Source organism: Herbiconiux liukaitaii (assembly GCF_041927495.1).
In the GTDB taxonomy this organism is placed as follows: Bacteria; Actinomycetota; Actinomycetes; order Actinomycetales; family Microbacteriaceae; genus Herbiconiux; species Herbiconiux liukaitaii.
Map to the genome: position 1 here is coordinate 557,438 of NZ_JBHFHG010000004.1, position 13,804 is coordinate 571,241.

Below are 13,804 nucleotides of genomic sequence, written 5' to 3' on the forward strand. Positions count from 1 at the left end.
TCGGTGCGCACGGGCGGTTCGACCGCTCCGATTAGAATTGTCGCTGATCCAGCGCGAGCAGCCGGCCGCGCGGAGATATCGGAGTCCACTTCATGCCTGCATCCCGTCTCGATTCTGTCATCGCTCTCGCGAAGCGCCGTGGCTTCGTCTTCCCCACGGGGGAGATCTACGGCGGCACCCGGTCGGCGTGGGACTACGGGCCCCTCGGTGTGGAGCTCAAGGAGAACATCAAGCGCCAGTGGTGGAAGGCGATGGTGCAGTCGCGCGACAACGTCGTGGGGCTCGACTCCGCCGTCATCCTGCCCAGGACCGTGTGGGAGGCCTCCGGCCATGTCGAGGTCTTCAGCGACCCGCTCGTGGAGTCGCTGCACACCCACAAGCGCTACCGCGCCGACCACCTGCTCGAGGCCTACGAGGAGAAGCACGGCCACCCGCCGGAGAACGGCCTCGCCGACATCCGCGACCCCGAGACCGGCCAGCCCGGATCGTGGACCGAGCCGAAGAACTTCTCCGGCCTCATGAAGACCTACCTCGGCGCCGTCGACGACGAGAGCGGCATGGCGTACCTGCGCCCCGAGACCGCGCAGGGCATCTTCGTGGACTTCAACGCCGTGCTCAACTCCTCGCGCCAGAAGCCGCCGTTCGGCATCGGCCAGATCGGCAAGAGCTTCCGCAACGAGATCACGCCAGGCAACTTCATCTTCCGCACCCGCGAGTTCGAGCAGATGGAGATGGAGTTCTTCGTGAAGCCCGGGGAGGACGAGGAGTGGCACCAGTACTGGATCGACGAGCGCTTCGCCTGGTACGTCGACCTCGGCATCGACCCGGAGAACCTGCGCATGTTCGAGCACCCCGCCGAGAAGCTCTCGCACTACTCCAAGCGCACGGTCGACATCGAGTACAAGTTCGGCTTCACCGGCAGCGCGTTCGGTGAGCTCGAGGGTGTGGCCAACCGCGGCGACTTCGACCTCACCACGCACTCGAAGGCCTCAGGCACCGACCTCTCGTACTTCGACCAGACCACCAACGAGCGCTGGACCCCGTACGTCATCGAGCCCGCCGCCGGCCTCACCCGCTCGCTCATGGCGTTCCTCGTCGATGCGTTCCACGAGGACGAGGCGCCCAACACCAAGGGCGGCGTCGACAAGCGCACGGTGCTCAAGCTCGACCCGAGGCTCTCACCCGTGAAGGCGGCCGTGCTGCCGCTCTCTCGGAACGAAGCGCTCTCGCCTCTCGCGAAGACGCTCGCGGCCGACCTGCGCAAGAACTGGAACGTCGACTTCGACGATGCAGGGGCGATCGGTCGCCGCTACCGTCGACAGGACGAGATCGGCACACCGTTCTGCATCACCGTGGACTTCGACAGCCTCGACGACAACGCCGTGACCGTGCGCGAGCGCGACACCATGGCGCAGGAGCGCATCTCGCTCGACCGCCTCACCGGCTACCTCGCCGAGAAGCTGGTCGGCGCGTAAGCGACGACTGATAGACGCAGTGGCGCGTCGGGTTCAGCCCCACCGAGTCACCCCGGGGTAGGGCTCGGCTTCGGCGTGGGCTCGCCGTCGACCGAGTCCAGGGTGCCGAAGAGCTGCCCGTGGGCATCCTGCGTCTGCATGAGGGCGGCGTAGGCCTCCCCGTAGGTCTGCGGCTCCTTCGCACCCGGCTCGCCGTACTTCGAGAGCAGCAGCCCGAGCAGCCCCTTCGCGGGGTTCGAGATCGGCTTCGCCTTGTGGTCGGCCGACGAGCTGTCGAAGTCGACCTCGGGGTTCGGCGGTGTGTACTGCGGCAGGGTCTGCGGCCAGTCGCTCGCCGGCCTCGGGGTCGTGAGGTTGATGGCGCCGAACATGTGGTGCGACCCCACGTCGCGCCGGGTGAGCGGCTCGAGCCCGTGCAGCTTGGTGAGCGTGGAGATGACCGAGCCGTGGTCCATCTGCTCGTTGATGATCGTGTTCTTGGCCGTGTAGGCCGAGATCGCGATGGCGGGAACACGGCAGCCCAACCGGTCGAAGGTGAACCCCATCTCGCCGGCGTCGCCCGCGCGCGGCGGGGTGGCGGAGGGCGGCGGCACGTGGTCGTAGGTGCCGCCGTGCTCGTCGAAGGTCACGAACAGCATGGTGTTGAGCGCGTTCGATCCGCCTGAGGTGTCGCTCGAGCGGATGGCCGAGTAGACGGCGTGCAGCAGGGCGTCGGCGGCCCGCGCATCCGACACCGCCCCGTCGATCACGAGACCGCCGTCGTCGGCGCCGTCGTCGCTCTCGCGGAGCACGCCCACCGGCGGATGCATGTCGTTGTGGTTGTAGACCATGCGCGGCTCGATGAAGGCGTAGTCGGGCAGGGTGCCGTTCTCCACGTCGTCGTAGAACTGCTCCATGACCCTGAAGTTGCTCTTCCAGTAGGGCTGCAGGGCGGGGGCGTGCAGCATGCCCGTCATCGAGACGAGCTGGGCGGCGTCGTAGTAGACGCGCCAGGTGAGCCCGGCATCCTCAAGGCGGTTGAAGATGGTGGTCGACTCGTCGGCCGGAACGTCGAGCCACTTGTCGTAGCCGCCCTCGCCCTTGTTGGTCACGAAGCCGTGCGAGGTGGAGGCGTGGAAGAACACGCGGTTGCAGAAGGTCTGCGAGGGCACCGCGCTGAACCAGTGGTCGAAGACCGCGAAGCCCTTGGCGAGGGTGGAGAACACCGGCAGCATCTCAGGGGTGAACCCGCCCATGGCGCGCTCGGCATCCTGCTTCGTGGGGGTCTGCCTGTTGCGGGTGATGTGGCGGTAGTTGATGAAGTAGTCCTGCACGAAGCCCTTCATGGAGGGCGTAGCCCCCGGGCCCGGGGCGTTGTAGGGGTACTGCAACCCGTTGGCGTGCAGGTCGTCGTTGCCGTCGGGATCGACGATCCCGAAGAGCTGCGTGTTGACGTGCGGGTACTCCTCGCCGGGGTCGGGATCGGGGCTCGACATGATCTCGTCGGTCGAGCCTGTGTAGGCGTGGGCCTTCATGACCTCGTCGGATCCGGGGATCGGGTTGGAGTGGTCGCCCTGGTGCAGGCCCTCGAACTTCTGGCCGTTCTTCAGCTCCTCGTTCTTGTAGAGCCAGCCGAGCACGTTGTCGAACGAGCGGTTCTCGTACATCATCACCACGAGGTGCTCGAAGCCCACCTTGGCCTCGGCCTTCTCGGCGGTGAAGTCCATGTCGGTCTCCTGGGCGTAGACGCCCACGCCGATCGAGGCGCCCGCGAGTCCGCCCGCCGCTGCGCCTGCTGCGCCCACGGCGGCGGCCTTGAGGAACGCGCGACGGGAGGCGACGGCGCCGTGCGCGTCGGGGGCGGCGGGTGTGGGGGTGTGCTCGGCTCGGCGGCGGCCGAGCGGGGGTGTCATGCGGTGCCCTCGGGGTGCCAGGCCGACACCTCGTCGAGCCGTGCGACCTCGTCGGGTGTGAGCTGCACGCGGCCGACGGCCACGAGGTCGGCGACCTGGTCGACGCGGCTGGCACTGGCGATGGGGGCCGCGACCGTGGGCTTGGCCGCGAGCCAGGCGAGGGCCGTGGTGGCGATGGAGGCGTCGTGGGCCAGGCCGATCCGTTCGAGCTCGTCGACGATGGCGAGGCCCTGCTCGCTCACGTACTTCGTGGCCGCCTTCGCGCGTGGTGAGCCCTCGAAGTCGGTCTTGTCGCGGTACTTGCCGGTGAGGAATCCGCTGGCCAGGGCGTAGTACGGGATGAGTGAGAGCTGCTCGCGTTCAGCGAGCGGCACCCAGTTCTCCTCCACGTCGTTCCGGTGCACGAGGTTGTAGTGCGGCTGCAGGGCCACGGGGCGGGCCCAGCCGTTCGCGTCGGCGATCTCGAGGTAGCGCTCGATGGTGGGGATCGCGAAGTTCGAGAGGCCGATGTACCGCACCTTGCCCGCCTTCACGAGGGTGTCGAAGGCCTCTGCGGTCTCCTCGAGCGGGGTCTCGGGGTCTTCGAAGTGCGCCCAGTAGAGGTCGATGCGGTCGGTCTGCAGGCGCTGCAGCGAGGCGTCGGCCGCGGCGGCGATGGTGGTGGCGGCCAGGCCCTTGAACTGCGGATGGCGCGACACCTTGGTGGCGAGCACCGTGCTGTCGCGTGAGCCGCGGCTCGTGAACCACTCGCCGATGATGGTCTCGGACTCGCCGCCGACGTTGCCCGGCACCCCCGCCATGTAGCTGTCGGCCGTGTCGATGAAGTCGCCGCCGCCCGCGGCGTGGGCGTCGAGGATGGCGAGCGACTCCTGCCGATCGGCCGTCCAGCCGAACACGTTGCCCCCGAGCGAGAGCGGGAAGACGTCGAGGTCGCTGCTGCCGATGCGTGCCATGCTCCGACGTTACTCCCCCCGCCGCCCGCGGCCCCGGCGCCGCCCACTTGACCCTGCCGCTGCGTCAACTCGTAGCGTGGGGGCATGAACGAATGGACCATCCAGGAGCTGGCGAAGCACGCCGGAGTCACGAGCCGCACCCTGCGGCACTACGACGCCGTCGGGCTCGTGCCGCCCTCGCGAGTGGGAGCCAACGGCTACCGGTATTACGACGCAGCGGCGCTCGTGCGGCTGCAGCGGGTGCTGCTGCTGCGCTCGCTCGGCCTGGGGCTGCCGGCGATCGCCCAGGTGCTGGCCGAGGTGCAGGAGCCCGTGGAGGCGCTCTCGCTGCACCTCGACTGGCTCGAGGGCGAGCGCGCTCGACTGGGCAGGCAGATCGCCTCCGTTCGCCACACCATCGATGCACTCGCAGAGGGAGGACAGCTCATGGCTTCGACGATGTTCGACGGCTTCGACCACACGGAGCACAAGGCGGAGGTCACCGCGCGGTGGGGTGCCGACGCCTACGCCGCGGGGGACTCGTGGTGGAAGGGGCTCGGTGCCTCCGGGCAGGAGTCGTTCCGGGCGGAGGTGGCGGCGCTCGATGCCGGCTGGCAGGCGGCGGTTGCGGCCGGAGACGACCCCGAGGGGCCGGCCGCGCAGGCACTCGCCGCCCGCCACGTGCAGTGGCTCGCGAGCGTGCCCGGCGTGCCGGGTGCCCAGGGCGCCGGGCCGGGCGACGCTGCGTTCCACGAGTACGTGCGTGGGCTGGCCGATCTCTACGTGAGCGACGCCCGCTTCGCCGCCCACTACGGCGGCCCCGCGGGGGCGGCGTTCGTGCGGAATGCCCTGCTCGCCCACCTCGGCGATCGGTAACTACGAGAATGCGCGGAACCGACCCCGAACAGGGCGTCGCTCCCGCGCATTCTGGTACTTACTCATCACCTGGGGAGGGGTTTGCGCATTTCGAGGTCGCGGTGGGTGCGGTCCAGGGGGTAGGGGGTGGTGCGGCCCGTCTCGGTGAAGCCTCGGGCGCGGTAGGCGGCGAGGGCTCTGGCGTTGTGCTCGTGCACCTCGAGGGTGAGGGTGTCGCCGCGGGTGGCGGCCCAGGTCTCTATGGCGGTGAGGAGCGCATCCGTCACGCCCGCCTGCCGACCGCGGTGGGAGGGGGCGACGTAGACGCCGAAGAGGTGGGGGCCCGAGGCTCCCGACGGCACCTTCGAGAGCATGGTGCCCACCCAGCGGCCGGCCTGCGGGCCCTCGGTGAGGATGGTGGCGAGCGTGATCGAGTTCTCCGAGCTGCCCTCGCGGGCCCACGCCCTCCACTCCGCCTCGGAGCGGCGCTCGGCCCGCGCGAGCGTCTCGAGGTAGGCGAGCGGGGTGTCGGCGAGCATCTCGAGGCGCAGGGCCCGCACCTCGCGCCAGTCCTCGGCGACCGTGCGCCGCACCACGAACCCCTGCCCCTGCATGCTCAGACCCTACGCCGCGAGGGGGAGGAGGGCGGTGCTAGGGGGTGGGGAGGATGGCGCCCGTGGTGCCCGAGACGAGGAGATCGGCTCGGGGGGCCGTCGACTCGATGAGCAGTGCGTTCTTTCCGTCGACCGTCTCGGCCCAGGCGAGGGCCGCCTCGTGCGAGCGACCGCCGATCTCGTGCCGCACGACCAGCCGGGAGACCCGCACCTCGTCGGGCGTCTCGCAGAACCAGGCCTCGGCGAGGAGGCCCTTCACCGAAGCCCACGGCCCCTCGTCGACGAGCAGGTAGTTGCCCTCCACGATCACGAGCTGCGTCGACGGCTCCACGGCCATCTCGCCCGCGATCGGCTCCTCGATGGCGCGGTCGAAGCTCGGCGCGTAGACCGTGTGGTCGGTCTCGGCCACGAGCCGGCCCAGGAGGGCCAGGAAGCCCCAGCCGTCGAAGGTGTCGATGGCGCCCTTGCGGTCGGCCCGGCCGAGGCGGCGGAGGGTCGACTCGGCGAGGTGGTAGCCGTCCATGGGCACGTGCGCCGCGAACGGTGCGCCTGCGCCCCCAGCTGCCTCGTTCAGCTCGTTGACGCGCTCGGCGAGCAGGCGGGCCAGCGTGGTCTTGCCGGCACCGGGGCTGCCCGCGATGCCGAGGATGGTGCGCCGCCCCGGCTCCACGAGCGCGAGCGCCCGAGCCGCCAGAGCATCGAGCCCCGCGATGCGCGGTTCGGTGATGGGCGGCTCGCTGATGCGCGGCTCGACGGGGGAGGTCACCTCGGGCGCGGAGTCGACCCCCGCGCCCGAGGGAGTCGTGCCAGAGGGGGCTGCGTCAGAGAGCGACACGGGTTCCCTCGATGATGTTCGTGAGGTAGCGGTGCGAGTGCGCCGCGAGCGCCGGGCCGTCGTTCCACAGGTTTCGCCAGATGGCGAGGTCGTTCGACAGCGTGGGCGACACGACGGCCGACGAGAACGACTCGAACGTGATGGGGCCGTCGTACGAGATGTCGGCGAGGGCGTGGAAGAACGCACCGAAGTCGAGGTGACCCGATCCGAGGTACCCGCGGTGGTTCTCGCCGATGTGCACGTAGCCCAGGCGGTCGCCCACGAGGTGCACGGGCCGCACGAGATCGTCCTCCTCGATGTTCATGTGGTATGTGTCGAGGTGGATGAGCACGTTGTCGTGACCGATGTCGTCGGCCAGCCGCAGCGCATCCGCCGCCGTGTTGATGACGTTGGTCTCGTAGCGGTTGCAGATCTCGAGCCCGAGCGTCATGCCGAGACGCTTCGCCTCGACGGCCAGGTCGCTCAGGGTCGACACCACGTTGGCGCGGCCCGCGGCCGAGAGGGCGTGGCCGTACTTGCCGAGGGCGCTGTAGAGGGCACCCGTGAAGTGCGTGCCGCCGAGCCCGTGCGTGATCTGCAGCGAGGTGTGCAGCAGCTCCGCACCCTTCTCCACGACCGCAGGATCCTCCGACGAGACGTCGGCCGCGAAGGCCAGCCCGCGCGAGGTCACGATGCCGAGACCGGCGGCGTCGAGCGCGGCACGCGCGGCGGGCACGTCGAGGTTCGCGGCGTCGTGCAGCGAGAGCTCGAGCAGGTCGAAGCCGGCCTTCTTGGTCTCGCCGATGATGTACTCGACCTCGGCGGGCGTGGTGCCTCCCGAGAAGACGAGGGCGTGGACTCCGAGCTTGTTGGTCATGGTGATTCCTTCAGTTGGTCGTGGTGAGAAGAGCGGATGCGGCCAGCTGCTCGCGCAGGAACGCGGCGGCCGAGTGGGTGAGAGCGACGGGATCGGTCCAGAGCGTGCGCCAGGCCCCGATCTCGCCTCGGGTGGCCGGGGAGATGACGGCGGGCGAGAACGACTCGAAGGTCAGCGGCCCGCGATAGCCGGAGGAGGCCAGGGCGCCGAAGAGCCCCACCCAGTCGAGCGATCCGGTGCCGAGCGCCCCGCGGTGGCTCTCCGAGAGGTGCAGGTAGCCGAGCAGGTCGCCCGCATCGTGCACCGCGGCGGCGAGCGAGAGCTCCTCGGTGTTGGCGTGGTAGGTGTCGATGTGCAGCAGCACGTTGTCGACACCCCGCTCGCCGAGCGACCCGATGAACGCGGCGGTCTGGGCCGCCGTGTTGAGCAGGTTGCTCTCGTAGCGGTTCACGTACTCGAGCCCGATGCGCACGTCGGCCTGGCGGGCGAGCCCCGCCACCCGGGTGAGCACCGCGAGCGAGTTCTCGCGCGAGGCCTCGGTGGCCGGATGGGCGTACTTGGTCATGGCCGAGTAGGTGACGCCGCCGATGTAGTTCGCCCCGATCGCGGACGCGAAGTCGACGGCGGCCCGCAGCCGATCCTCGCCCCGCGCGGAGAGCGCGGAGCCCTCCGAGGTGCCGACCTCGGTGTTGATGTCGGACGACGGATCGAGAGCCAGCGACACCACGGCGTCGAGGCCGGTGGAGTCGAGCAGCGCGTTCGTGAGCTGGATGTCGGCGGCGCCAGCCCCCGAACCCGACCCCGCATCCGGAACCGGGATCTCGATGAGCTCGAACCCGGCGGCGGCACTGCCCTCGATGGCCCGGCGAGCCGACGCCGCATCCCAGCCCTGCACCCACACGCCCGCATGTACGCCGAGCGGCACGGCCGTGTCGGCCGCCGCCCGCCGGAACGGGATGCGGAGGTCGAACGCCATGCTCAGGCCGCCTTGGCGCCCGTGATGAGCGACACGAGCTCGTCGCCCGAGGTCTCGCTCGTGCGGCGCTCGGCCACGGCCGTGCCGGCCCGCATCACCCAGATGTGGTCGGAGAGGCGCATGACCTGGTCGAAGTTGTGGCTGATGAGCAGCACGGCCACACCCGAGTCGCGGAGCGTGTTGATGACACCCTCCACGCGAGCGGTCTCCTGCACTCCGAGGGCGGCGGTCGGCTCGTCCATGATGACGATCTTCGAGCCCCAGCCGGCGGCGCGCGCGATGGCGACGGCCTGGCGCTGACCGCCCGAGAGGCGGCGCACCTTGCTCGTGACGGGAGGCACGTTGACCGCGAGGTTCTTGAGCAGGTCGCCCGCCGTGCTCTTCATGAGCTTGCGGTCGAGCGTGCGGAAGGGGCCGAAGCCGTGGGTCTTCTCGCGGCCGAGGAAGAAGTTCTGCCACACCGCGAGATCCTCCACGAGCGCGAGGTTCTGGTGCACGGTCTCGATGCCGCGCTCGCGGGCGGCGTTGGGGGTCTCGAAGGTCACGTCGTCGCCGTCGAGCCAGATCGTGCCGGAATCCGGGCGGTGGATGCCGGAGAGGCAGCGCACCATGGTGGACTTGCCTGCACCGTTGTCGCCGATGAGGGCCGTGATCTCGCCTCGGCGCATGGTCATCGACGCGCCCTTCAGGGCGTGCACGCCACCGAACGACTTCTTGATGTCGGTGGCCTTGAGGATGAAGTCGCGGGCCGGGGTGGTGCCGGTGTGCGGGGCCGCGGGAACGAAGTTGTAGTTGTCGGTCATTTCTTCTGGAACCTCGTGAGTAGGGCGGCCAGGACCACGACGAGTCCGACGGCGAGCGGCTGGTAGAACTGCGAGACGCCGAGCAGCGTCAGGCCGTTGGTGAGGGCGGTCAGCAGCAGAGCACCGATGACGGGGCCGACGATCTTCGCCTTGCCGCCCGTGAGGCTCACGCCGCCGAGCACGACCGCAGCGATCGAGTTCAGCAGGTACTGGGTGTTGATGGCGGGCTCCGCAGCTCCCACGCGGGCCACCAGGAGGAGTGCCGCGAGGCCGGCGAGACCGGCGGCGATGAGATAGACGGCCATGCGCACCTTGGTGGCCCTGATGCCGTTGGCCACGGCGCTCTCCTCGTTGCCGCCGACGGCCTGCACGTGCAGGCCGAAGCGGGTGCGGAACATGAAGAACCAGGCCGCCACCGCGATGACCGCGGCGAGGATGATGGGGTAGCCGAAGATGCCGATCGACCCCGAGGTGAGGGTGAGCAGCTCGGGGCTGTTGATCGAGATCGGCTTGCCGTTCGAGACGATGAGCGCGAGCCCCGTGGCCACCGAGAGGGTACCGAGGGTGGCGATGAAGTCGGTCACCTTGCCCTTGGCGATCAGCAGTCCGTTGATCAAGCCGATGAGCATGGCCGCGACCACCGCCACGAGCGCCGAGAGCCAGAAGCCCGCGCCGTTCGAGAAGGCGAGGCCGAAGCCGATGGCGCCGAAGGTCATGGTGGCCGAGATCGAGAGGTCGATGCCGCCCGTGGTGATGACGAAGGCCTGGCCGATGGCGAGGATCACGAGAATAGCGGCCGCCACGAGCATGGCCTTGATGTTGCCGAGGGTGAGGAAGGTGGGGGAGAGGATCGAGAACACGATCACGAGGGCGACGAGCCCGATGGGGGCGGCGTTCTCGGCCCAGAAGCTGAGCTGCTTCGTCTCGGCGGCGAGGGACTGGAGGCGGGAGGGCCTGGCCTGTTCCGTTGTTGTCATGGAGGTCACGTTTCTGTAGGGCTCGCGATCGGGCTAGGGGCTCCGAGGGGCGGGGCGGATGGCATGCCGCCCGCGCCGCCCCCCGGGGGAGCAGCTACTTCGCGAGCTCGTCTTCGAGGGGGTTCTCGAAGGGGGCGAAGGGCTGGGGGAAGGCGGCGATGGCGTCGGCCGCCTCTGCCTCGGTCACGAGCGCGGTGGGCGACTCGATGTTCGTGGGCAGCTCGCCGCCCGAGGTCGCGACCTCGCACGCCTGCAGGCCGAGCTGGCCGATGGCGAACGGGTACTGGGCCACGGTGGCCGAGAGGCCGCCCGCCTGCACCGACTCGAGCGCATCCTGGTTGCCGTCGACGGAGACGACCGTGATCTGGCCGGTGAGACCGGCGTTCTCCACGGCCTTCACGATGCCGAGGCCCATGTCGTCGTTGGCGGCGAAGAAGGCCTTGACGTTCGGGTTGGCGGCGAGGATGTCGGTCGCGGTGGTCAGGGCGACCTCGCGCTTCCAGTCGGCTGCCGACTCCTGGATGATGTCGAGGTCGCTGCCCACGGCGGCCTTGAAGCCGTCGATGCGAGCGCCGCTCGTGACGTCGCCGGCGACGCCGCCGATGATCGCGACCTCGGAACCGGCCTCGACCTGCTCGAGCACGAAGTCGCCCGCCTTGCCACCGGCTGCCTCGTTGTCGGTGCCGATGTAGGTGGCGATGTCGAGGTTCGCGGTCTCCGCGGCGTCCGAGTCGATGGGGGAGTCGATGTTGATGATGGGCTTGCCCGCGGTCGAGACCTGGGCGAGCGCCTGCACGAGGTTGTTGCCCGAGATGGGGTTCACGATGAAGCAGCCGAAGTCCTGGCCGGCGAGGGCGGTGAGCTTGTCGGCCTGGCCCGTGGTGTCGGCCACGTCGGCCGCCGCCTGGATGGTGACGTCGACGCCGTCGGTGTCCGCGGTCTCCTGGATGCCGGACTCCATGGCCTGGAAGAAGGGGTTGTCGAGGCCCTTGATGACCGCGGCGACCTTGGTGGAGCCGGAGCCTCCGCCGTCACCCGATCCGGTGTCTCCGCCGGCGCAACCGGCGAGGGCGAGAGCGGCGATACCGAGCGGCACCGCGATGCGTGCGGTGCGCATCCATGTTGCGTCTTTGCTGAACATTGTCATCCTTGGTGGGGTCAGGGCACCACTACGTGCCTTCGAAACCCAAACTACGCCTGCTTTTGACTTATTGCAAACCAAAAGTGCCATGACTTTGGTTCGACATGTGTTTACAATGGAGATCTCGGGTAAGACGAAGGCAACGGAGCTCTGCGTAAAGTGAAGGATGTGCGAACCCACGTCGGCGAGGTCCTGGCGCTCTTCCGTGCGCACGGCGAGCTGAGTCGCACCGAGGTGATCGATCTCTCGGGGCTCTCCCGCTCCACGGTCAACCAGCGGCTCGCCGCGCTCCACGGTGCCGGGCTCATCTCGGAGATCGGCGGTGGTGAATCCACGGGCGGCCGGCCGTCGAGCCGCTTCGCCTTCAATCGCTCGCGCGCCGCCTTCCTCACCGCCGACATCGGCGCCACCGGCCTCGTGGCCGCGCTCTGCGATCTCGCCGGCGAACCGTTCGCCCACACCCGGCGCACCATCGACGTCTGGGAGGGGCCGGAGCGTGTGCTCGGCACGGTCGACGCCGCCTTCACCGAGCTGCTGCAGCAGGCCACGGAGGCCACCGGTGCGGCTCCCGAGGTGTGGGGCATCGGCGTGGGTGTGCCCGGCCCGGTGGAGTTCGCGGCGGGCCGCGTGGTGAACCCGCCCATCATGACCGGATGGGACGGCTTCGACATCGTGGGCTGGTTCGCGGGCCTCGGGGTGCCCGTGGTGGTGGAGAACGACGCCAATTCGCGCGCCGTGGCCGAGTCGCGGCCGCGGGGAGCGGACGCGGTGCGGCACGACGACCTCATCAGCCTCAAGGTGGGCACGGGAATCGGATCGGGTCTCGTGTTCAACGGCCAGATCATCCGCGGCAGCGACGGAGCCGCGGGCGACATCGGCCACACGAGGGCCGCGGTGTCGGACGACGAGGCGCCCTTGCCGTGCCGGTGCGGGAACGTGGGATGCGTGGAGGCCTACGTGGGGGGCTGGGCGCTCATCCGCGACCTGGCGGCTGCGGGCGTTCCCGCGGCCAACGTGGCCGAGGTCGTCTCGCTCGTGAGGGGCGGCAACCTCGAGGCGGTGCGGCTCGTGCGGCAGGCGGGGCGGGTGCTGGGAGATGCCGTGGCCGACCTCGTGAGCATCCTCAATCCCGAGCAGATCATCCTCTCGGGGCAGCTCGCCGACTGCGGGGAGGTGCTGCTCTCGGGCGTGCGCGAGCGGGTCTACCAGCGCTCGCTGCCGCTCGCCACGCGCAACCTGTCGATCCTCGTGTCGTCGCTCGGCGAGTTCGCGGGCGTCACGGGCCTCGCGCTCATCACGGCCGACCAGCTCTTCGACACGGAGAGCATCGACGTGCTGCTCGCACGGCCGGCCCCGGCGGCCTGAGCGGTCGTCGGGGCCGGGCGAGCCGGGGGGTCTAAGCCGCGGGAACGAACGTCTTCGCGTCGATCACGAAGCGGTAGCGCACGTCCGAACGCACGACACGGTCCCACGCCTCGTTGATGTAGTCGGCCGAGATGAGCTCGGTCTCGGGCGCGATGCCGTGCTCGGCGCAGAAGTCGAGCATCTCCTGCGTCTCGGCGATGCTGCCGATGCCGGATCCGGCGAACGAGCGCCGGTTGCCGAACAGGGCGAAGACCGCCACGGGCAGCGGCTCGGCGGGGGCGCCGACGCTCACGAGGGTGCCGTCGAGGGCGAGGAGCCCCAGGTAGGCGTTGATGTCGATGCTCGCCGAGACCGTGTTGATGATGAGGTCGAACTCGTTGGCGTGATCCTCGAACACGGCACCGTCACCGGTGGCGTAGTAGTGGTCGGCACCGAGACGCAGGCCGTCCTCCTGCTTCGAGAGCGACTGCGAGAGCACAGTGACCTCGGCCCCGAGGGCGTGGGCGATCTTCACGGCGAGGTGGCCGAGGCCGCCCATGCCCACGACGGCGACCTTCTTGCCGGGGCCCGCGTTCCAGTGCCGGAGCGGCGAGTAGGTGGTGATGCCCGCGCAGAGCAGGGGAGCGGCGGCGGCGTAGTCGATCGACTCAGGCACTCGCAGCACGAAGTCCTCGTCGACCACCACGTGGGTGGAGTATCCGCCCTGGGTGATGGTGCCGTCGCGGTCGACGGAGGTGTAGGTCTGGGTGTTGCCCTTGAGGCAGTAGTTCTCCATGCCGGCGAGGCAGTTGGTGCACTCGCGGCACGAGTTCACCATGCAGCCGACGCCCACGCGGTCGCCGAGGGCGTGCTTGGTGACGCCGTCGCCCACGGCGGTGACGACGCCCACGATCTCGTGGCCGACGACCTGCGGGTAGGTGATGGGGCCCCACTCGCCGCGGGCGGCGTGGATGTCGGAGTGGCACACGCCGGCGTAGGCGATCTCGATGAGGACGTCCTTCTCACCGACCTCGCGGCGCTCGATGGTGGTGGGGACGAGGGGTTCGGTGGCGGACGGGGCGGCCCAGGCGTGAGTGATCATCT

Annotated in this window: 13 protein-coding genes; 3 read left to right on the top strand and 10 right to left on the bottom strand. The window is 69.6% G+C overall.

Annotated elements, in window-relative coordinates:
• Positions 1–92: 92 nt before the first annotated feature.
• Entirely contained in the window at positions 93–1,475 is a 1,383-nt protein-coding gene (locus tag ACEXQC_RS10230; RefSeq protein ID WP_374821284.1) for a glycine--tRNA ligase, read from the top strand.
• A 47-nt stretch (positions 1,476–1,522) separates the two neighbouring features.
• Here ACEXQC_RS10230 and ACEXQC_RS10235 read toward each other — a convergent pair whose 3' ends face one another.
• Together ACEXQC_RS10235 and ACEXQC_RS10240 are read right to left on the bottom strand one after the other, a co-directional pair.
• Complete coding sequence (locus ACEXQC_RS10235; RefSeq protein ID WP_374821286.1) at positions 1,523–3,367, bottom strand: alkaline phosphatase family protein; 1,845 nt, start codon at positions 3,365–3,367, stop codon at positions 1,523–1,525.
• Positions 3,364–4,320: an aldo/keto reductase gene (locus ACEXQC_RS10240; RefSeq protein ID WP_374821288.1), complete on the bottom strand. Its 957-nt coding sequence runs from the start codon at positions 4,318–4,320 to the stop codon at positions 3,364–3,366. The genes ACEXQC_RS10235 and ACEXQC_RS10240 overlap by 4 nt, the downstream gene beginning before the upstream one ends.
• Before the next feature lie 84 nt (positions 4,321–4,404).
• On the opposite strand from ACEXQC_RS10240, the gene ACEXQC_RS10245 reads away from it, so the two are divergent.
• Positions 4,405–5,175: a MerR family transcriptional regulator gene (locus tag ACEXQC_RS10245; protein WP_374821291.1), complete on the top strand. Its 771-nt coding sequence runs from the start codon at positions 4,405–4,407 to the stop codon at positions 5,173–5,175.
• Between the two features lie 65 nt (positions 5,176–5,240).
• Here the strand turns inward: ACEXQC_RS10245 and ACEXQC_RS10250 are convergent, their stop codons facing one another.
• From ACEXQC_RS10250 to ACEXQC_RS10280, 7 genes are all read right to left on the bottom strand, one after another.
• A complete protein-coding gene (locus tag ACEXQC_RS10250; protein WP_374821294.1) occupies positions 5,241–5,768 on the bottom strand; it encodes a GNAT family N-acetyltransferase in 528 nt (175 codons plus the stop codon).
• Between the two features lie 37 nt (positions 5,769–5,805).
• Positions 5,806–6,603 (bottom strand): nucleoside/nucleotide kinase family protein, encoded by a 798-nt coding sequence (locus tag ACEXQC_RS10255; protein ID WP_374821297.1) that lies wholly within the window; start codon positions 6,601–6,603, stop codon positions 5,806–5,808.
• A complete protein-coding gene (locus ACEXQC_RS10260; RefSeq protein WP_374821300.1) occupies positions 6,590–7,459 on the bottom strand; it encodes a sugar phosphate isomerase/epimerase family protein in 870 nt (289 codons plus the stop codon). Before ACEXQC_RS10260 ends, ACEXQC_RS10255 begins: the two co-directional genes overlap by 14 nt.
• Positions 7,460–7,469: 10 nt before the next feature.
• Positions 7,470–8,435 (bottom strand): sugar phosphate isomerase/epimerase family protein, encoded by a 966-nt coding sequence (locus tag ACEXQC_RS10265; protein ID WP_374821302.1) that lies wholly within the window; start codon positions 8,433–8,435, stop codon positions 7,470–7,472.
• Positions 8,436–8,437: 2 nt separating this feature from the next.
• Positions 8,438–9,238, bottom strand: coding sequence for an ATP-binding cassette domain-containing protein (locus ACEXQC_RS10270; RefSeq protein ID WP_374821306.1), 801 nt, complete (start codon positions 9,236–9,238; stop codon positions 8,438–8,440).
• Positions 9,235–10,215 (bottom strand): ABC transporter permease, encoded by a 981-nt coding sequence (locus ACEXQC_RS10275; protein WP_374821309.1) that lies wholly within the window; start codon positions 10,213–10,215, stop codon positions 9,235–9,237. Before ACEXQC_RS10275 ends, ACEXQC_RS10270 begins: the two co-directional genes overlap by 4 nt.
• Before the next feature lie 94 nt (positions 10,216–10,309).
• Positions 10,310–11,332 carry a substrate-binding domain-containing protein gene (locus ACEXQC_RS10280; protein WP_374821312.1) on the bottom strand — a complete coding sequence of 341 codons (1,023 nt, stop codon included), beginning with the start codon at positions 11,330–11,332 and terminating at the stop codon, positions 10,310–10,312.
• 192 nt (positions 11,333–11,524) lie between these two features.
• Here ACEXQC_RS10280 and ACEXQC_RS10285 point away from each other — a divergent pair, with 192 nt between their 5' ends.
• Positions 11,525–12,721, top strand: coding sequence for an ROK family transcriptional regulator (locus tag ACEXQC_RS10285; RefSeq protein ID WP_374821315.1), 1,197 nt, complete (start codon positions 11,525–11,527; stop codon positions 12,719–12,721).
• Between the two features lie 31 nt (positions 12,722–12,752).
• Here ACEXQC_RS10285 and ACEXQC_RS10290 read toward each other — a convergent pair whose 3' ends face one another.
• Positions 12,753–13,802: an NAD(P)-dependent alcohol dehydrogenase gene (locus ACEXQC_RS10290; protein WP_374821317.1), complete on the bottom strand. Its 1,050-nt coding sequence runs from the start codon at positions 13,800–13,802 to the stop codon at positions 12,753–12,755.
• Positions 13,803–13,804: the final 2 nt, after the last annotated feature.